The organism is Algibacillus agarilyticus, from assembly GCF_003286125.1.
Lineage (GTDB): Bacteria > Pseudomonadota > Gammaproteobacteria > Enterobacterales > Alteromonadaceae > Algibacillus > Algibacillus agarilyticus.
The window spans coordinates 78,952-97,008 of sequence record NZ_QMED01000014.1 but is presented as its reverse complement, the minus strand read 5'-3'; the positions used below and the strand labels follow the sequence as shown (position 1 = coordinate 97,008).

Genomic DNA, 18,057 nt, shown 5'->3' with positions numbered 1-18,057 from the left:
TGCTTGGTTATGCCTGATTAAGCTGCTTTTTATATTTTATGCCTAACTTTTGGTTGATAAAGCTTACTGCGCTTCATCTCTACAATTTTCATTTAAAAACTCAAACTCTATCGTTGTATGCGATAAGTGATAGGAAGATAATTTAGCTGCAACTTCTTGTTTAAGTCTAATTAATTCTTTAACGTCAAAGTTGTCACTTAGCTCAAGATGCGCTGTTAAAACGTGACTTTCACCATCCAGTGACCAAAAATGCATATGGTGGATACCATTAACTTCAGGAAATTCCATTAGTGATAGTTCAATACGCTTTTGAGTCTCTTTATCGGGTGCAGCTTGAAGAAATAAAACGAGTGTTGATTTCAGGTTTTTGAAAACATTAAACAAGATGAACAGCGTGAACCCTATTGATAAAAGGGGATCTAATATCGGCAGTTCAGCGAACAACAGTACGATAGAGACTATAAGAACGGCAACCCATCCAAGTACATCTTCAAGAAGGTGCCATGTCAGCACTTTCTCATTTAATGTTTCACCCGCTTTTAATTTTAATACAGCATATCCGTTAACGGCAACGCCGAGTATCGCTAGCCCTAACATCCCCTCGACTACAGGCATTTCAGGATTGGACAGCCTTGGAATTGCTTCAAATAAAATCCAAATTGAGCCAATGATTAAAACAATACTGTTTATCAATGCGCCAAAGAGAGTAAGTCTACGATAACCATAACTAAACTTATCTGATGCTTCTTTATCTGAAAAACGACTTAAAATCCACGCAAAACCTATTGAAAGACTATCACCAAGATCGTGAACTGCATCTGCCATTATCGCCGTACTGTTAGTGAGCCAACCACCTATAAATTCGATAATAGTGAATGTCACATTAAGGAAAAATGCCCAACCAATACGGTCATCTTTACCATGTTGATGACTATGATTATGGTTGTGCATTTTGTACCTCCAGTTCTGTCGTTTTTCTTATGTTGGCGACATTGAAGTTGATCAGGTGACGGATCACTCGTTGATACATCCAACGTTTAACGCCTGACAAATTAGTGCCTTTTTCTTGGTAGAACTTATCAGGAGAGTCATAAAGTCCGAAATCATCATGAATACCTTCTTTTTGAATATAGGTATCAGTTCCGCGCCAATTTATATCTGGAGTAGAGAAGCATTTTGTCGCAACACCATAACCACAAAAGTTATCTTTTTCTTCGCTAAATTTCTGTTGTAACGAAGTGAGGTATTGCTCATCCAAGATAAAGCCTTCTAAGTTGATCCAACGTCCATCAAAGTAAACCTCTACCCAACTGTGGATAATGTATTTAGGCGCTAACCAAAAGACATACGTTGGAATAGCACCTTTTTGCAATTGCTGATCAATGGTGAATCCGTGAAATCGACATTGAATACCTAACCCTCGTAACAAGGCCATCAGTAAGTTACCTTTGGTATTACATTGTCCGTAACCATCGGCTAAAACACTGCTTGCTGAAATATCATCACTCTCATTGTAACCAAATATAATTTCATTTTTGACGAACTGATAAGCGGCACCGATTTTGTCGTAATCATCAAGACCTTGCCATTTACGATCTGCTATTAATGATTGAATGGCGGGGTGTTCAAAATCTACGACCTTGGTTTTTTCCAAATATTGGCTCTTCATCTATGTGTTCTCACTTTGAACAACACGAGGTTGATTGTTTATTTTGATTTGATGTTTCACATGATTTTTCTGCATTAGCTAACTCTTGCTTAGCATCAGTTAAAATGCGATACGCACCACGAAGAATGAGTATTGATATAATGCTTCCTATGACAATATCAGGCCAACGCTCTTCAAGCATCATTACAAGTATACCTGCGATAACGACACCAAGGTTTGCTATGACGTCATTCGCTGAAAACATCCAACTAGCCCTCATGTGCACTTCACCATTATTGTGTTTGCGAATAAGGATAAGACAAATCACATTTGCCACTAACGCAACCAAACCAACGTTAATCATAAACCATGAATGAGGCTCACTATCACCGTAAAGCCTTCTAGCAATATCTAGCAGTATTAAAATACCTAACCCTAGTTGGAAATACCCACTTATTAAAGCTGCATTGGCTTTATGTTGGATTGACTTACCAACAGCATATAAAGCTATGGCATAGACAATAGCATCCGCTAACATATCTAGTGAATCTGCAATTAGTGCCGTTGATTCTGATAACCAGCCGAAAACAATTTCAAAAACAAACATCGAAGCATTAATCGCTAACAGCCAATACAAGACCGTTTTTTGTTGATTATCTTTTAGCTCAACTTCACATCCGCAACCACTCATTTTATATCTCCAATTAACTTGTATGCTTCAACTATAAAATCTATAGTAACTATAGAGTCAAGCTTGTTTGGATATTTTATGAAAATAGGTGAGTTATCGAAAACATCGGGGTGTTCAGTACAAACTATCCGATATTATGAGAGAGAAGGCTTACTGTCGGATCCTGAACGTTCTGAAGGTAACTTTAGACTGTATTCTGATAAGTCATTAAAGGAGTTGGAATTCGTCAAACATTGTCGTAGTCTAGATATCCCACTGAATGATATTAAACGACTCATTGAGTTAAAAAACAAACCTGAAGAAAGCTGTTCTAGTGTTAATAAATTGATTAAGCAGCAACTAGATTTGGTCAATAAGCGCATGAAAGAATTAAAAGCCCTAAAAAATGAATTACAACAAATGGCTAGCACTTGTAATTCAGATAATACTATTGGGGCTTGCGGGATAATTAAGTCGTTAGACAGTTAAATAAAAACTTAAGAAATTTTCTGTTGAAAACTCAAAATCTAATCGGTTTAGGTGAAAGTCAGTGGAAACCGTTGTATAAAACTGCTAGTGATTTCCTATACTGTTCAGTCGTGATGCCACTTCACGCAAGACAACTAGTTCACCGGTTTCAATTAACGAAATTGGAGTTCGGCCATTAAAATAAGCGTTATTTTTTTTCAAGGACATAAAATTATCAATATTTTCGGGATTTGAAAACATTGCCTTTAATGAAAGGTGGATATTTAAAATATAGCTCAATCTTTCTAGTTGCTCGTTTGTCTGTATAGGTGGGGAATTATCGTTTTGATAAGTTTCAAGTTTTGTATCATTTATACCCAAAATAGCAACTTTTTGAGAGGTAGTGCATCCCCATTTATCAAGTATCTTATTACAGGCTCGAATACCTACACGTGGATCAATATTGGCGCTACTTCTAGCTGACACTTTTTTCATGAGGCCTCCAATCGATAACATTGTCAATTTTATACTATTCAATATATAAAATACTTAGCTTTTAAATTTTATTACATCCATCAATTACTCAGGATTTACTTTAAAAGTTGAATATAGCTAAAAGTGTACGTGAAATTTAAAAGTAATCTTAATGTAACTTTTTTGAGTGAGGCCATGGTGCCTTATACGCCAGTAAAAATGTTATCGAGTGAAACAACTAAAGCTAGATTTATTTCAGTTAACATATTTAGCTGATAACTTGGAATAATCTTTAATGTTAGGTTAAATTAAATACAGTGATTGTTTAATGTGATTTACTGATTTGCTACTTATTAGGCCTTTACCATTTCCTGATGAATCTCTAGAAAGCTACATCATGAGGCTTGCGGATTGTAATGGTTATATAATGTTAAGTTTCCTGATTATAGAGCAAAAGGAACATTGCGATTAAGGGCTGATTCACCTCAATTTCCAAAAGAGAATTTTCAACATAGTTTTGGCTATGCTCAAAATGCAGCAGATATTAATTATTCAACATTTTTGTGTTCTGAATTTATTTATAAAAACGACTTTAAAAAAGCAGAAATAAAATACCGTTCAAATGCAGAGAAACAGTTATTTGATGAATATTTTGAAGAAACAGGTGTACTGCTAAATTATTCTTTAAAAGGTCAGCATAACGAGTATTTAGAATCACAAACTGGGCATTTTTATGACGCAGAGCATTCGGCATATTTTGTTGGTATGCCGAAAGGTGGTTTCAAGTTTAGTCGAGGCCAATTCAACCATGTTAGATTTCTAGATGGGCCTGATTACTTAAAGAAAAAATGCGTTGAGCTTACAGCTACTTATTATGTTAGGAATAAATCCGCAACTGTTTTGCCGTTTCCTTTTAAAACACTAGCTGAATGTGTTTTAGATAGAAAATAAAGTAAGCGATCATTTTAGGCCATCTTTAAATGAGGTTCGTCTCGCGTAACATTACTCTCACCTTAACTAAGTGAGATGAAACTTTGGTACACCCGGTCAATAAATGGTTTCACGTAGCCATTACTTATAAAGATGAGTAATTTACCACCTATGTTAACGACAATAGAGAGTTACAAGGCATAATTACCTATAAACCTATTGCTAAATCTGCAAAAACCTCAATTGGCGCTAGACTTAATTCAGTATATTGGTTTAATGGGGCAATTGCTAAAATCCGATTTTCCCATAAAGCAATTGCGCCAACACAATTTATAAAGCATTAGGGCAATATTGCCCTAATGCTTTAACCCAGTGATTACTTTTTTACGCAAGCTGTATAAGGCTAATAAACCCGACTAAAATAACCAATAAAATGGCTAAGGCGAGTTTAAGTTTAGAAGATGGGATACTCGACTCATTATGCAAATAAGTCAATTTTTTCCCTGTTAGCATGGCTTTGGCCAACTGCTCGCCTTTTAACACTCTATGTAAAAATATTGCCAATATGTGTATCACTACCGCGGCAAATATCCAATAAAATAACAGCCGGTGCAGGGAGGTCAATTGTAAACTTAACTCTTCATCAATATACAGGTAGAGTGGGCCAACATTAAATACTTCGTCATTAGCAAACAATCCCGTGATTGATTGGACTAAAAGCCCAGCCAATAGAGCAACAACCATTAATGCGCCTAAAGGATTATGTCCCATATAAGTCTTACTTTCTTTGTGGGATATCTTTCGTAGATAGTGATAAGTACTTTTTGGACCTTTAATAAAGTTAATGAACCTAGCGTGATAGGTACCCACTATCCCCCAAACAATCCTAAAAGCTACTAATACACATACGCAATACCCAGACCAAACATGATATTCATAGTAATCGTAACCCAACAGATGGGTTGAATAGGCTATTATCATCATGACGACTAACAACCAATGAATAACCCTAACTGGAATATCCCAGACTAAAATATTGCGAGGTGTCGCACCCGTAATCTGGATGTGTAGCTTGATATCAGTATTCATTAATTCTGGATCCGCACAACTGTCGCTTATCTGGCTTTGTATTGTCTGTGGCATGCTTTACAGTCTTTCCCAACCTGTGCAGTTGCACGTCGAAACGACTTATGATCAAAATTATCCGATGAAGCAAGTAACGCTAAATTCTCAGTGTTGCGTTGAAAATCCGACATCATACTATTGAATTCTTGTGACTCACTCCACGCTCTTTCTGTCGTTTTTGTATGTGGGGCTCCCAAATTAGACACTTTGTGAAATGATTCATTTAATAGCTTACTAAAATAAGCTAAACGACTAGCATGTACTTCAATCTTCTCTGTTGTCGCATCAACTCTACCGCGTGCTACATCACCTAAAAACTTAAAGTTACTTTGGATGAGTACAAATGCGGCCTGCCGTTCTTTGATCATGTTTAAACCGGCTAACGACCTCTGCGACTTAGCTTGCGTAATACTAGCAAAAATAAGTGTGACCAGTGCCAAAGTCGCGCTGGCTGCTCGTAATGAGCGTTTTCTATTGTTCATATGTTTTTGGCTCCATCAATCTAAATCCCAGTATCGTTAAACAAAAGTGGTGGTGAACACTGCGTGTTCAATCGCGCTAAACAACGCCCATAGTTATAGAATTAAAAATGTTAACGAGACGATCAGACTCGATTGTTAAATCATGTGGTAATTGCACCCTACCTCTAGCAGCATACGGGGCATTGAGTTAATGTTTTTTACTTAAATTTTTCATGGCACGACTTGCAGGCATTCGATAGTTCAATGCCTAGCTTTGTTGCATTGTTATAGTTATCAGTCGTGATAGCGTCGTTTAACTGAGCAGTCAAAGTTGTACTTTTTTTCGCTAAACGAGCTCCCTCAGGGTAATCACCTATTTCGGCAAAATGCTCCTCTAGCATGACAAATAGCTCATTCAACAAAACAACATCTTCCAATGCGCCGTCCCTGTTCATTAACGATATATTGGACGTTAAACTATCATTCGTCTCTTCCATAAAATTCATTAAATCGATATCAATGCCCAAATCAGGCGTTTGGTCTTCAGCATAACTGCTAAACACTAACCCACAACAGAAACTAATTAAGATAGTCGTTGTTCGGATCACCTTATTCAGGCCGGTAAATTGATTTTTTATATTCATTTTTTAACCCTAAAATCAATTAAGCGAGAATATCTGTCACTATTTTGCCAAAGTTAACCGTAGGCCGTTCAGCCCGCCCATTGTGTACATAAGTAGTGCGTAAATGATCCAAACCAAGTAGGTGTAAAACCGTGGCGTGAATATCATAGGTATCAACCGCAAAGCTTGGATCTGCAACTTTCAGCCCCAATTCGTCAGTCTCGCCATAGCTGAAACCTTTTTTAAGACCGCCGCCAGCCATCCATTGTGTATATCCCCATGGGTTATGATCTCGCCCATTGCCAGACTCTCCCCATGGCGTACGACCAAATTCAGATGCCCAAACAACCAAGGTTGTATCCAATAAACCTCTAGCTTTTAGATCCGTCAATAAGCCTGCGATGGGTTTGTCGACCATCTTCGCCATAATTCCGTGATTTCTTGGTAAATTTGAGTGAGCATCCCAATCGACAACCTGAGTCTCACCCTCTGGGCTACCGCTTACAATGTGTATGAACTTAACACCGCGCTCCACCAAACGTCTGGCTCTTAACAATAAATTACCATAGCCTTTACTCGTCGAGTCATTTAAACCGTACATTTCTTTCGTTGCCTCAGATTCTTTTCCAAGGTCTACTGCTTCAGGTGCTGCATACTGCATTCTTTCGGCTAGCTCATAAGAGCGGATTCTGGCCTGAAGCTCTGTATCTGAATGCCTTTGTGCTAAACCTTTAATGTCTAGGTTTCTTAACAACTCTAACGAGTTTTTTTGCTGAGCAGCGGAGACTAAATCAGGCCTATTCAAGAAAAGTATCGGTGAAGAGCCCGATAAGAAAGTCGTGCCCTGATACGCTGCGGGTAAAAAACCTGAACTCCAGTTAACAGGGCCTCCTCGTGGTTGGCTGCGATTATACATAACTATGTAAGAGGGCAAGTCAGGATTACCCGACCCCAAGGCATAAGATACCCAAGCACCTAGCGATGGCCTACCTGGTGTCAGCTCCCCAGTATTCAACTTTATAATCGATATATTGTGGGTTGCACCTATGGTTTTGCTTGATTTAATGAACGTCATATCATCTGCGTGCTTAGCTAGGTTAGGCAATAAATCTGAGAACCAGGCTCCGCTCTCACCATATTGCTTCCATGTTCGATTTTTATCGACCCATAAGTTCCCTAACCCACCTTTAGTGGCGACGGTTAAACCCTCGAGAAACGATGGCGGGATCGGTTTGCCAGCCATTTTTTCTAACATAGGTTTACGGTCAAACAAGTCCATTGAGCTAGGCGCGCCATTTTGATGCAACCAAATGACTGATTTTACTTTACCCGGATAATGTGGTTGTTTCGGCGCTAATGGTTCGGCTAACTCCGACGCAAAAGCAGTCGACACTCCCGGTAAACCGACACCCGGCATTAAACCGGATGTAGCGGCGGCCCCGAGACCAAGGCTGCCATTTTTAATAAAACTTCGGCGATTTTTATTCATAAACCATCTCTTATTGTTGTAATGTTTAACTCGAAGCTAACGTGAGATTTATTAGCTCTCTTAAAAAATATCCATAGCTTGATCTACAAACCAAGTCTAAAATCGATAAATAAACTCATTTGAGTTTGACATTGCATGCACTAAATCAACAAAAGCAGAAGCTTTGATTGGGTTGAGCTTAGTGACGGCGTCTACGCCTGTAGGAACCGCAATAGCAAATTGATCAGACCAACTTTTTTCAATCACGAGTGATTCTTGCTCAGTTAAGAATTTTTTCAGTTGTTTGATTTCAATGCGCGAGGGCAATCGTGAAAAAAGAATTTCATATAAACGTTTAAACTTGTCGTTGCCCTCCATACCGACTTCATTGATGATGCGACCGGCTAAAGACTGCGACCAGCTAAAGACTTCTTCACTGTTTAATACGGCCAGCGCTTGTAAAGGTGTTGTACTAACGTCTCTCTCTAAGTGAGGATTATTTGCTGCTGCAGAATCAAATACTGACGTGAATGCATAAGGTAAACCTCGGCGAACAAATGTATAAATACTACGGCGTTTACTATCGGATGCAGGGGCATCAGCCTCCCAGAATTTATTACCTTTAACCATATGATCCGGCATTTTAGGAAAAACCGCAGGCCCGCCATATGTTTCATCTAACTGACCCGACACATATAACAATGAGTCACGGACTTGTTCGGCATCCAACCTTTTACGTGGATAAACCGCCAATAATTGATTTTTCGGATCCAGGCTGTTTAATTCTGGCCTTTCAATAGATGCTTGTCTGTAGGTGCGAGATAACATGATCTCGCGAATAAGTGACTTCACGCTCCAACCATTTTCCATAAAATTATAAGCTAAATAATCAAGTAGCTTGGGATGAGTAGGTGGAGACCCTGCCCTACCGAAGTCACCCACATTTGCCGCAATGCCTGACTCAAAATAGTGCGACCATATGCGATTTACAAATACACGAGCTGTAAGGGGATTATTTTTATTTGCGATCCACTCAGCTAAAGACGAACGTCGTCCGGTCGAGTTTTCTGTTGGTTGGATATCTAACTTAGCTTTGCTGTCCCATAGTGACGGAATGGCAGGCTCAACCGCTACTGTTGGTCGTTCATGAATGCCACTGTACCTAATATAGGTCTTGCCAGGCTCAGCGCCCACATCAGAAATTGCCGTATAGGATGTTGAACCTCTTTTAGGCTTAAGATGCTTAAACTCATCGACCTGGGCTTGTAGCTTTTGATATTCTTTCCATAACCCAGCATAGATGGGTTTATATGCTGCATGTTCTTCTGTTTGAGTCGCTCGTAAATAACGCATAATTTGCGCATCGACCTCGACAAAGTCAGCTCTTTGATTCACCCAACGATCGAGCGGCGTCCATTCATCTCTCGGCTTATAGATTGATGCTCTGGCATTCGGGAAATAGCGCCCTCGACGCCAAGCAAACCCCTCTTCTCGAATTTGATCCAGTATAGATGTTTGCTGATGACGTATAGCTAAGGTTGCTTCATCGTATATGACTTGCTGCTTTTGGTATTCGATGTCCCACTGAGTTTCTGTTCCAGGCTGGAGCACAAGCTCTTCATGCGATGCCGAGTTTACAAAAAATGATTGCAGCTGAAAGTATTCTTTTTGGCTAATATCATCAAACTTATGGTCATGACATCTTGCACATCCAACACGAGAAGCAAGCAAGGTTTCACCAACCATGTTTGTCATGTCCGTTTCTAACACATACTTTCGCATTAAAAAATCACGGAACGTACCACTATCAGGCGCGCTAGCGAGAAAGCCAGTCGCTATCATCGCTTCCTGATTATCGGGCCAGAGCTCATCACCGGCTAATTGCTCAAGAATAAATTGATCAAATGGCTTATCTCGATTGAACGCATCGACCACATAGTCTCGATAGCGCCACATATTCGCTCTGGTATCATCACTTTCATAACCCGCACTATCAGCATAGCGTGCTAAATCAAGCCAACGTCTTGCTTGTCTGACACCAAAGCGTGGAGATGCTAAAAGCCTGTCGACTAACTTTTGGTAGGCTTGATCTGACGTATCTCTCTGAAAATCATTGACTTCTTCGGGTGTTGGTACCATCCCCCAAGCATCTAACGTGGCACGGCGGATAAATTGATTTTTAGCCGCATCTTCCGAGGGTGATATATTATTCTCTTCTAATTTATTCAGAATAAAGTAGTCAATACCTGAAGCCGTCCAGCTTTGATCGTCGACACTGGGTAACCTAACTTGTTTAACCTTTTTATAAGCCCAACCTCGATTTTTTCTGGCTTTGAATTTTGCCAATGCCAATTTCGCTTTAGCACTTTTTGTATGCTCAATGGCATTAGCCAAATATGGTGGCGAGCAAAAAACAAAGCCGATTATGAACGAAATCACAAAACGCCATTTATTCATTTTAATTAATCCTTATTGATTTTTTGTATTTTTAAAGAATTTCAATGCGTTAAAGATGTTTTTACTTTTTAAGTAACTAACAGCTGATGCATGTTAGCTATGTACAACATTATTGTTGTTCTGAGCGTGACAGATTCATACATGCATGCGTTTTTAAGTCACTATGTTAAATACCGATAGCCTAGACAATTGGCAATACAGTCTTTTGCAATCCAACCTTTGCCACCGGTGGCAATCTAAATAAGAGTAAACCCCTTTCTTTTTTAGATGCTATATCGAATAAAAACAAAACACAATACGCGATCTTAAATTAACGTTAATTGTAAGGTAATTAAATAACCAACCTCCAACTAAAAAATAAAAATATATATTTATCATATGGTTATTTATCATTTTAATCATGAGCGCTGTTCATCGCCATTTCAAGGGGTTAGAGATATGCAATAAGAACGAGAGTCACACAATTAAATTTCAAATTTATCTACTTTAAATTCTTAAAAGTTATCAAAATGTAAGGGGAGTAATTGCCACCGGTAGCATTTGTGTGTATATTGATAAAATGTTAAGCAGGGGTTAATAGAGTCAACGAACGTAACCCTTAATGAAACGACTACCTAGAAGCAGATTGGTTCATAAACTCAATTACTAGGTATGTAAAAAATTTAGTAATTTGAGACCGAGAAATGCCGAATGTAGAGACAAAAGAGATTCAATATTACTCATATGATTTTGTATTCTCTATGGTTAGCCACACCCTACAAAATTGGGGGGCGAGCTTAAATTTTGCCGAGCTAGAAACGCAAGTATTACTTGAGGCCGATCTGCAAGAAGTTCCCTCACACGGAATAAAAATGCTTAGCCAAATAGCGCAAGGTATTCAATCCGAGATCTTAGAGCCAACAGCACAACCTAAACTAATTAAAAACCAAGGCGCTTGTTCGATTATTGATTGCAATAATGGCTTAGGCCGCGCCTCATCTATGTACGCGATCGATTTAGCCGTAAACAATGCTAAAAAATACGGTATTGGGCTATGTGTAGCAAGGAATACCACTCATTGGGGAAGAGCTCATGCATATGCAGCCAGAGCGGCTAAGCAGGAGTGTATAGCATTATGTGCCACTAATGCCCTACCCTCAATGACACTTGGCAATGCTCACTCTGCGATCTTAGGCAATAATCCCATAGGTTTTGCTGTTCCCGATCAAAATAGCGAATGTCCGATCACATTAGATATGGCCATGTCTCAATCGTCTGTTGGTAAAGTAGTAACCGCAAAGCGAGATGGGCAAAAAGTGCCTGATAATTGGGGTATAGACGAGCAAGGAAATAGAACCACAGATCCAAATAAAATACTGGATGGCGCAGTGCTACCTATGGCCGGGTACAAGGGAGAAAGCCTGGCAGTGATGCTTGAATACTTAACAGCAATTCTTGCTGAGGGAAGAACAGGTATTGATCTAGGCGTAGATGGACAAAAAGGAGTTGACGCGAATTCAAGTAAAACATTTATTGCTATACATGTACCTACAATAACTTCGTTAAATAGCTTCACATCGGCAAGTACACAGTTTACTGCGCAATTAAATCATTACGCACCCGCTTTTCGTTTACCCGGCTCCAGAGGTTGGCAAGCCCAGCAACGTAATAATCTCAACGTTCCCATTCATACCGAAACTGTATTTGCACTGCAAAAAATAGGGATAAACCTAATGTGTGATAGCTAGCAAACCGTTTCGCTTATTTAGTTAACGATAAAACCAATTATATGAATATAAACCTCATCAACAATAAAGGTGATATAGATGAAAATAAAACCAATTATAAAAGTAATGCAGCGGACAATTATCGCAGCTAGTTTATGCCTGCCGCTGATTGCAGTAGAAAGCCACGCCCTGCCCAATAATGAGCCTCGCATGTCTCAAATACCTTCAGATAAAACCTGGGGAGAGCGCATGGCGCTAACCATAATGCAACAAAGCCCTGAAGCTTGGAAAATGATGCATTATAAACTTCTTTCATCACCGAAGTGGGACTACACTTATGGTTTAGTGTTGATGTCTTTCCAAAATCTCTACCAGAAAACAGGTGATGAGACTTACCTGAAATACGGCAAAGAATATGTCGACACACTCGTCGACACCGAGGGCAATATAAAAAATGTAAAAGGCGACAAATTTAGCTTAGATATGCTAAATGGCGGTAAACTTCTATTTACGTTGTATGAGAAATACCGTGACGAACGTTACCTAAAAGCATTAAAAAAGTTACGTACCCAAATTGAATGGCAACCAAGAACCAAATCTGGTGGTTTCTGGCATAAGAAGATCTACCCATATCAAATGTGGTTAGATGGGCTTTATATGGGCAGTACTTTCTGGGCTATATACGCTAAGTACTTTAGCGAGCCACAAGCGAGTTACGATGATATTGCGCACCAATTTAAACTAGCAGAAGAAAAAACCTATCTTCCAGAAACAGGTTTGTTAGCACATGCCTGGGATGAAAGTGGCATTCAAAAGTGGGCTGACGACTCTGGTAAATCACCACACGTTTGGTCAAGAGCACTTGGCTGGTATGCAATGGCACTAGTCGATACCTTAGAGGTATTCCCTGAAGATCATAAAGACAAAGCCGAATTAGTTGCCATTCTCGAACGCCTTTGTAAAGTGCTAGAGAAATACCAACACGAAAGTGGTTTATGGTACCAAGTAACAGACAAAGGTGAACGTTTTGGCAACTACCTAGAAACATCAGGAACAGCCATGTTCAGTTACGCCATGGCGAAAGGTGTAAGACTGGGGTATTTACCGAAGAAATATAACAAAGTCGCACATAAAGCCTATAACGGCATTATAAATGGGTATGTTCAAATAGATGAACTAAATCATGAGCTGCATCTTACCCATACCGTCGGTGGTACTGGTTTAGGTAACTCGCCTTATCGCTCAGGTTCTTTTGAATACTATGTTCAGGAAGCAGTAAGAACGAATGATCCTCACGGTGTAGGTGCATTCATACTTGCGAGTGTTGAACTAGAAAAATAAATCCCCTTACCAACAAGTGATAATAAAGTGCCTAGGGGTTTAATCACTTAGGCACTTTTCTACTGCAGGTTAAGCGGACAATAAACCCCAAAACAAACTCTACAGCTACAACAAACCAACTACAAAGCGTTTGAACAACACTAACACAAGAAAGTATCTCAGATCCGGGACCTGTCTAAGACTAATAATAATTAACAGGATATTTATGTTTGCCTTACCGAAAACGAAAGCGTTTATAACCCTAGCACTTTCTTTGACAATGTACACGACAACATCTTTTGCTAGCAGCCACAAGTACCACTTAACCTTTAATGAAGATGAAATTCATCTGGATGGCATTATGGATGAACCCGCTTGGCTAAATGCGACCAAACTAGAATTAAAGTACGAAAATAGCCCAACGGAGGGCAGCCCAGCTCCTGTTAACACCGAAGTTTACTTTTATGAAAATCAAACCCATTTAAATATCGCATTTAAAGCACTGGACCCAGCCCCCCAAAACATTAGAGCATCATTAAGAGACCGCGACGCACTCGGAAACGATGATTGGGTTGGCATTGTCGTTGATACGTTCAATGATAAACGCAGCGGGTATATGTTTTTAGCCAATCCATTGGGTGCTCAAGCCGACTACCGAGTAAAGGATGTTGACACTTGGGGTGAAGACGATAGCTGGGATGCAATATGGCAAAGTGCTGGAAACATTACTAGCTCAGGTTACGTGGTTGAAATGAGCGTACCATACAGTTCATTAAGGTTCCCCTCTGCAAATGGAAAATTAAACTGGAATATAGCAGGTATTCGAAACTACCCCAGAGATAGTAAGTTTGAACTAGCAACCTACCAAAAAAACAGAAATATAGACTGTACCTTATGCCAATATGATCAATTAAGTGGCTTTGAGAGTATAAAAGTCGATGACGCGCTTCAGATAACACCAACCTTAACTTTTTCTCGCGGTGATATAAGACCGGAACCAGGCACCGATTGGCAAGAGGGAGAGTTGAAGTCTGATGCTGGCTTGGATGTGCGTTGGGGAATAACTAAAGATATTGTCTTCAATGCAACACTCAATCCAGATTTTTCTCAAGTAGAAGCCGATGCCAGTCAACTGGATATCAACAACACATTTTCACTTTTTATAAAAGAAAAGCGGCCGTTTTTCCTCGATGGCGCTTCATACTTTTTTGCTGAACGTTTCAAGTTTGTCCATACCAAAAACATAGACTCTCCCGACTATGGGCTAAAGCTAACAGGTAAAACGGGCAAGCATAGTTTTGGTGTTATGCTAACCAATGATCACACCACCAACTTTGTTATCCCGGATACCCAGAGTTCCAATATCGTTAGCCTTAATAGTAAATCTGACAATTTAATTGCTCGCTATAAGCAAGATATTGGCAACAGAAGTACAATCGGGGTTTTAATGACCCATCGACAAGCAACAAATTATAGCAATACGATGCTGTCACTTGACGGTAGCCACTGGCTAACAAAAGTGGACAGCATTAGCTACCAAGCTGGCCACTCAGATACAGACAACCCCGAGGTGTTATATAACCCAAATATCCTTAATGGCGAAGCAGATTATAATCTGGCTAAGGCACAACAAGGCCATGCATTTAAAATGCAATACAACCGAAAGCTGCGAGACTACAGCTTACGCATGGGTTATGCAGATGTTGGCAACGAATTTAGAGCCGATATGGGGTTCCATCGTCAAGTGGGGTACCGAAAAGTATTTGCAGGCGGTAAAATGCGTTGGTTTGGTCACAAGCACGATTTGTTCAAAGTATGGGGGGTCGATACGGGAGTCAGTAAATCCTTTGATAGAAACGGAGAGCTTTTAACCCAGGATATAGAGCTAAAAGGTTGGATACACGGCAACAAACAATTTAAAGTTGAATCAACGCTGCTTGGTAAAGAAAGAGTCTATAAAAATACTAACTTTGAAGAGATTCAATTAAGTACAGAAGCCAAGTTTATCTCGGGTTCTGGTCTAGAGCTAAATCTGAACGCAAAATACGGTAGTCAGGTAGACTTTACCAATATCCAGCTAGGTAAAATAACTCAAGCAGAACCTGCTGTTTATTGGGATATAAACGAACACCTAAACCTTAAGTTATCTCACAATTTTAGCCAGCTCAATATTGATGCAGGCGAGCTGTATAGCGCAAACTTAACAGATATGCGGTTCACTTATAAGTTTAGTATAAGAAGCCTCGCAAAATTGGTAGTGCAATATACTGACATAAACCGCAACCCTGAAAATTACGTAGTAACGGGATCTACAATAGACTCCAACTATAAATCATTCTCATCACAGCTTGTATACACCTACAAAGTAAACCCCCAGACACTCTTTTACATTGGCTATTCAAACAACGCGTTTCAAGAAAAAGATATGTCGGGACTAGAACAAAATAAACGAAACCTTTTCGCTAAATTTAGCTACGCACTCCAAATGTAAAAGAGCAAAACATGAAATCTATATTTAACTCGATACTATTAATAACAACGCTGGCACTCAGTCAGCTATCTTGGGCAACAACAGAACAAAGCCTTAATATTTACTCATACAGGCAGCCTTTTTTAATTGAACCTATATTAGATAAATTTACTCAACAAACAGGTATAAAAACCAATATTGTTTTTGCAAAAAAAGGGCTAATAGAACGCTTAGAAAGAGAAGACAAGTACACCAAAGCCGACATTGTTCTAACCTCTAACTTTGCAACATTATTGCAGCTTAAAGATAGGGCTTTAACCAGACTAATAGACAGTGAAGCCGTGCGACAAAATATACCTCACATATATCGAGATCCCGACGAACACTGGATTGCTTTAACTAAACGCGTACGCAGTATCTATACCGCTAAAACGTTAATGAGTAATCACACGATCAGATATGAAGATTTAGCTGATGCAAAATATAAAGGTAAAGTCTGCACCATTAGCGGCAAGCACTCTTACAACTTAGGATTAATTGCCTCAATGATTGCTCATTCGGGATCTAAAAAAACCAAAGATTGGCTAAGTGGCGTCAAGCAAAATCTAGCCAGGCGACCACAAGGTAATGAGAGAGCACAAGTAAAAGCGATAAAAGAAGGTCTCTGCGATATTTCGTTAGGGAACAGCTACTACTATGGCATGATGATGAAAGACCAGCATCAAAAAGCGTGGGCTCAAGCCGTTAATATCAACTTTCCTAACCAAGCGGATCGCGGCGCTCATATCAATGTTAGCGGTATTGCAATTACTAGGTATGCGCCAAATAGCGAAAGTGCGCTTAAACTCGTCGAATACTTAACAACATCTGAAGCTCAGGAGTTGTATGCAACATGGAATATGGAATACCCTGTCAAAACAGGTGTTCCACTATCCCCTTTAGTCGCATCTTGGGGAGAATTCAAATCTGAGACCTTACCACTTACCACAATAGCTAAATATCAAAAACAAGCGTTAAAACTGGTCGATGAGATTAAGTTCGATCTTTAAGTTCAAAACACCATGAAAGCAGAATACCTTATTTCGTTTTCATGGTGACATTAAAGCCTCAACCCACTTTACAATTCGATATACACTTCACACCTAGTGTTTTTTGTCCATATGTGTCTAAACAGGACAACACAATGGCACCGGTAGCATTTAATTATAGTGCATAATCATTATTAGTAATCCTTAGTTAGTTAAACTTGGTGGCAAATGAAACAGCTCAATAGACAGAGTTTTGAAACTCAACAACACCCAACTAAAATCATGCAGTTTGGTGAGGGTAATTTTTACGCGCATTTATCGTTTGCAAATTAACCATCTTAATAAAACCACAGATTTAAACGCCGGTATTAGCGTGATCCGTCCAATCGATTACGACGCTATCCCCTTGTTAAATACCCCAAGTGACCTGTATACGACAATTGTTCGGGGGATTAATGAGCAAGGTGAAACGACGGAACAAGTAGATATTATTGAATGCATTAACGAAGAAATCCTCGTTTACAAGGAATTTGATAAGTACATGGCGTTGGCTGAATGTGAGACGCTTGAGGTAATCTTTTCGAACACCACCGAAGCTGGTATTGAATTTATCGAAACCGATAAACTTGATGACGCACCAGCGAAAGCATTCCCGGGTAAATTAACCCAATGGCTTTATAAGCGTCATCGATACCATACCGGACAGGCATAAATAAACGCGGAAAAATGAATGACAACACACCAGAAATATTAAAACGACTGAACATAACAGTCGATAACAGGCTTGAGTATTCAAACCATATTGAAGACCAATTTGGTTTTAGCCTAGGCGCAGAACAAAGAATGCGTACATATAGTCAACACGTAAACATAAAACGCATAGCCAAACTAAAATCGGTAAAACGCTACTACGCCCCCCCCCGCCGCACTCTCTTAGCTAATTTAAGATTTAGCAACCTAAAATGTAGAACATCTGCAATGATGAAAATAGCCACTCCTGAAAATGCATATTTTCATGCATCGCGATCTCCTAATAACATTGATGCCGATCAGCTAACTTCATCAATCAAACGTAATTTGCGCTTATTTAAAGCCATCAAAGTGAATAAATAACACGATCAACTCACTCATTTATCAAACACAATATAGCCAAGATCGCTTTGATACTTCTTTTTCTTAGAAAGGCTGTGCTCGATAGTTTTCGCTAAT

17 protein-coding genes are annotated in these 18,057 nt (G+C 39.4%); 8 read left to right on the top strand and 9 right to left on the bottom strand.

What is annotated here, in order from left to right:
- Nucleotides 1–63: 63 nt before the first annotated feature.
- The 3 genes from DPX34_RS12360 to DPX34_RS12350 are packed head-to-tail and all read right to left on the bottom strand — an operon-like array spanning nucleotide 64 to nucleotide 2,339.
- Nucleotides 64–951 (bottom strand): cation diffusion facilitator family transporter, encoded by an 888-nt coding sequence (locus tag DPX34_RS12360; RefSeq protein WP_111978735.1) that lies wholly within the window; start codon nucleotides 949–951, stop codon nucleotides 64–66.
- Nucleotides 938–1,669, bottom strand: coding sequence for a transglutaminase-like domain-containing protein (locus DPX34_RS12355; protein WP_111978734.1), 732 nt, complete (start codon nucleotides 1,667–1,669; stop codon nucleotides 938–940). Before DPX34_RS12355 ends, DPX34_RS12360 begins: the two co-directional genes overlap by 14 nt.
- 10 nt (nucleotides 1,670–1,679) lie before the next feature.
- Complete coding sequence (locus DPX34_RS12350; protein WP_111978733.1) at nucleotides 1,680–2,339, bottom strand: cation efflux transmembrane domain-containing protein; 660 nt, start codon at nucleotides 2,337–2,339, stop codon at nucleotides 1,680–1,682.
- A gap of 78 nt (nucleotides 2,340–2,417) precedes the next feature.
- On the opposite strand from DPX34_RS12350, the gene cadR reads away from it, so the two are divergent.
- A complete protein-coding gene (gene cadR, locus DPX34_RS12345; protein ID WP_111978732.1) occupies nucleotides 2,418–2,807 on the top strand; it encodes a Cd(II)/Pb(II)-responsive transcriptional regulator in 390 nt (129 codons plus the stop codon).
- Between the two features lie 84 nt (nucleotides 2,808–2,891).
- On the opposite strand, the gene DPX34_RS12340 is transcribed toward cadR, so the two are convergent.
- Nucleotides 2,892–3,281 carry an antitoxin Xre/MbcA/ParS toxin-binding domain-containing protein gene (locus tag DPX34_RS12340; RefSeq protein WP_157964712.1) on the bottom strand — a complete coding sequence of 130 codons (390 nt, stop codon included), beginning with the start codon at nucleotides 3,279–3,281 and terminating at the stop codon, nucleotides 2,892–2,894.
- A 441-nt stretch (nucleotides 3,282–3,722) separates the two neighbouring features.
- On the opposite strand from DPX34_RS12340, the gene DPX34_RS12335 reads away from it, so the two are divergent.
- Entirely contained in the window at nucleotides 3,723–4,211 is a 489-nt protein-coding gene (locus tag DPX34_RS12335; protein ID WP_232824723.1) for a hypothetical protein, read from the top strand.
- A 363-nt stretch (nucleotides 4,212–4,574) separates the two neighbouring features.
- Here the strand turns inward: DPX34_RS12335 and DPX34_RS12330 are convergent, their stop codons facing one another.
- From DPX34_RS12330 to DPX34_RS12310, 5 genes are all read right to left on the bottom strand, one after another.
- A complete protein-coding gene (locus tag DPX34_RS12330) occupies nucleotides 4,575–5,333 on the bottom strand; it encodes a cytochrome b/b6 domain-containing protein (protein WP_198673700.1) in 759 nt (252 codons plus the stop codon).
- Nucleotides 5,306–5,797 carry a c-type cytochrome gene (locus DPX34_RS12325; RefSeq protein WP_111978730.1) on the bottom strand — a complete coding sequence of 164 codons (492 nt, stop codon included), beginning with the start codon at nucleotides 5,795–5,797 and terminating at the stop codon, nucleotides 5,306–5,308. Before DPX34_RS12325 ends, DPX34_RS12330 begins: the two co-directional genes overlap by 28 nt.
- Nucleotides 5,798–5,994: 197 nt before the next feature.
- Nucleotides 5,995–6,420, bottom strand: a complete 426-nt coding sequence (locus DPX34_RS12320; RefSeq protein ID WP_111978729.1) for a hypothetical protein — start codon at nucleotides 6,418–6,420, stop codon at nucleotides 5,995–5,997.
- 19 nt (nucleotides 6,421–6,439) lie between these two features.
- On the bottom strand, nucleotides 6,440–7,888 hold the full coding sequence (locus tag DPX34_RS12315; RefSeq protein ID WP_111978728.1) for a DUF1501 domain-containing protein: 1,449 nt from the start codon (nucleotides 7,886–7,888) through the stop codon (nucleotides 6,440–6,442).
- Nucleotides 7,889–7,984: 96 nt separating this feature from the next.
- Nucleotides 7,985–10,324, bottom strand: a complete 2,340-nt coding sequence (locus DPX34_RS12310; RefSeq protein WP_111978727.1) for a DUF1549 and DUF1553 domain-containing protein — start codon at nucleotides 10,322–10,324, stop codon at nucleotides 7,985–7,987.
- A 683-nt stretch (nucleotides 10,325–11,007) separates the two neighbouring features.
- Between DPX34_RS12310 and DPX34_RS12305 the strand changes: the two genes are divergently transcribed.
- The 6 genes from DPX34_RS12305 to DPX34_RS12280 all read left to right on the top strand — a co-directional run bounded on the left by DPX34_RS12305 (nucleotide 11,008) and on the right by DPX34_RS12280 (nucleotide 17,961).
- Nucleotides 11,008–12,051, top strand: a complete 1,044-nt coding sequence (locus DPX34_RS12305; protein WP_111978726.1) for an Ldh family oxidoreductase — start codon at nucleotides 11,008–11,010, stop codon at nucleotides 12,049–12,051.
- Between the two features lie 189 nt (nucleotides 12,052–12,240).
- The gene (locus tag DPX34_RS12300; RefSeq protein ID WP_198673699.1) at nucleotides 12,241–13,371 is read left to right on the top strand and encodes a glycoside hydrolase family 88/105 protein; all 1,131 of its coding nucleotides are present in this window, start codon (nucleotides 12,241–12,243) and stop codon (nucleotides 13,369–13,371) included.
- Nucleotides 13,372–13,576: 205 nt separating this feature from the next.
- The gene (locus DPX34_RS12295) at nucleotides 13,577–15,841 is read left to right on the top strand and encodes a carbohydrate binding family 9 domain-containing protein (RefSeq protein ID WP_111978725.1); all 2,265 of its coding nucleotides are present in this window, start codon (nucleotides 13,577–13,579) and stop codon (nucleotides 15,839–15,841) included.
- Between the two features lie 11 nt (nucleotides 15,842–15,852).
- Nucleotides 15,853–16,869, top strand: coding sequence for an extracellular solute-binding protein (locus DPX34_RS12290; RefSeq protein WP_111978724.1), 1,017 nt, complete (start codon nucleotides 15,853–15,855; stop codon nucleotides 16,867–16,869).
- Between the two features lie 301 nt (nucleotides 16,870–17,170).
- Nucleotides 17,171–17,560 carry a hypothetical protein gene (locus DPX34_RS12285; protein ID WP_232824722.1) on the top strand — a complete coding sequence of 130 codons (390 nt, stop codon included), beginning with the start codon at nucleotides 17,171–17,173 and terminating at the stop codon, nucleotides 17,558–17,560.
- Between the two features lie 14 nt (nucleotides 17,561–17,574).
- Nucleotides 17,575–17,961 carry a hypothetical protein gene (locus DPX34_RS12280; RefSeq protein WP_111978723.1) on the top strand — a complete coding sequence of 129 codons (387 nt, stop codon included), beginning with the start codon at nucleotides 17,575–17,577 and terminating at the stop codon, nucleotides 17,959–17,961.
- The last annotated feature ends 96 nt before the right edge of the window (nucleotides 17,962–18,057 follow it).

Bases quoted from the DNA above. Each gene is read 5' to 3' on its own strand.
- DPX34_RS12360 (WP_111978735.1), bottom strand. From the start codon at position 951: ATGCACAACCATAATCATAGTCATCAACATGGTAAAGATGACCGTATT.
- DPX34_RS12355 (WP_111978734.1), bottom strand. From the start codon at position 1,669: ATGAAGAGCCAATATTTGGAAAAAACCAAGGTCGTAGATTTTGAACAC.
- DPX34_RS12350 (WP_111978733.1), bottom strand. From the start codon at position 2,339: ATGAGTGGTTGCGGATGTGAAGTTGAGCTAAAAGATAATCAACAAAAA.
- cadR (WP_111978732.1), top strand. From the start codon at position 2,418: ATGAAAATAGGTGAGTTATCGAAAACATCGGGGTGTTCAGTACAAACT.
- DPX34_RS12340 (WP_157964712.1), bottom strand. From the start codon at position 3,281: ATGAAAAAAGTGTCAGCTAGAAGTAGCGCCAATATTGATCCACGTGTA.
- DPX34_RS12330 (WP_198673700.1), bottom strand. From the start codon at position 5,333: ATGCCACAGACAATACAAAGCCAGATAAGCGACAGTTGTGCGGATCCA.
- DPX34_RS12325 (WP_111978730.1), bottom strand. From the start codon at position 5,797: ATGAACAATAGAAAACGCTCATTACGAGCAGCCAGCGCGACTTTGGCA.
- DPX34_RS12320 (WP_111978729.1), bottom strand. From the start codon at position 6,420: ATGAATATAAAAAATCAATTTACCGGCCTGAATAAGGTGATCCGAACA.
- DPX34_RS12315 (WP_111978728.1), bottom strand. From the start codon at position 7,888: ATGAATAAAAATCGCCGAAGTTTTATTAAAAATGGCAGCCTTGGTCTC.
- DPX34_RS12310 (WP_111978727.1), bottom strand. From the start codon at position 10,324: ATGAATAAATGGCGTTTTGTGATTTCGTTCATAATCGGCTTTGTTTTT.
- DPX34_RS12305 (WP_111978726.1), top strand. From the start codon at position 11,008: ATGCCGAATGTAGAGACAAAAGAGATTCAATATTACTCATATGATTTT.
- DPX34_RS12300 (WP_198673699.1), top strand. From the start codon at position 12,241: ATGTCTCAAATACCTTCAGATAAAACCTGGGGAGAGCGCATGGCGCTA.
- DPX34_RS12295 (WP_111978725.1), top strand. From the start codon at position 13,577: ATGTTTGCCTTACCGAAAACGAAAGCGTTTATAACCCTAGCACTTTCT.
- DPX34_RS12290 (WP_111978724.1), top strand. From the start codon at position 15,853: ATGAAATCTATATTTAACTCGATACTATTAATAACAACGCTGGCACTC.
- DPX34_RS12280 (WP_111978723.1), top strand. From the start codon at position 17,575: ATGAATGACAACACACCAGAAATATTAAAACGACTGAACATAACAGTC.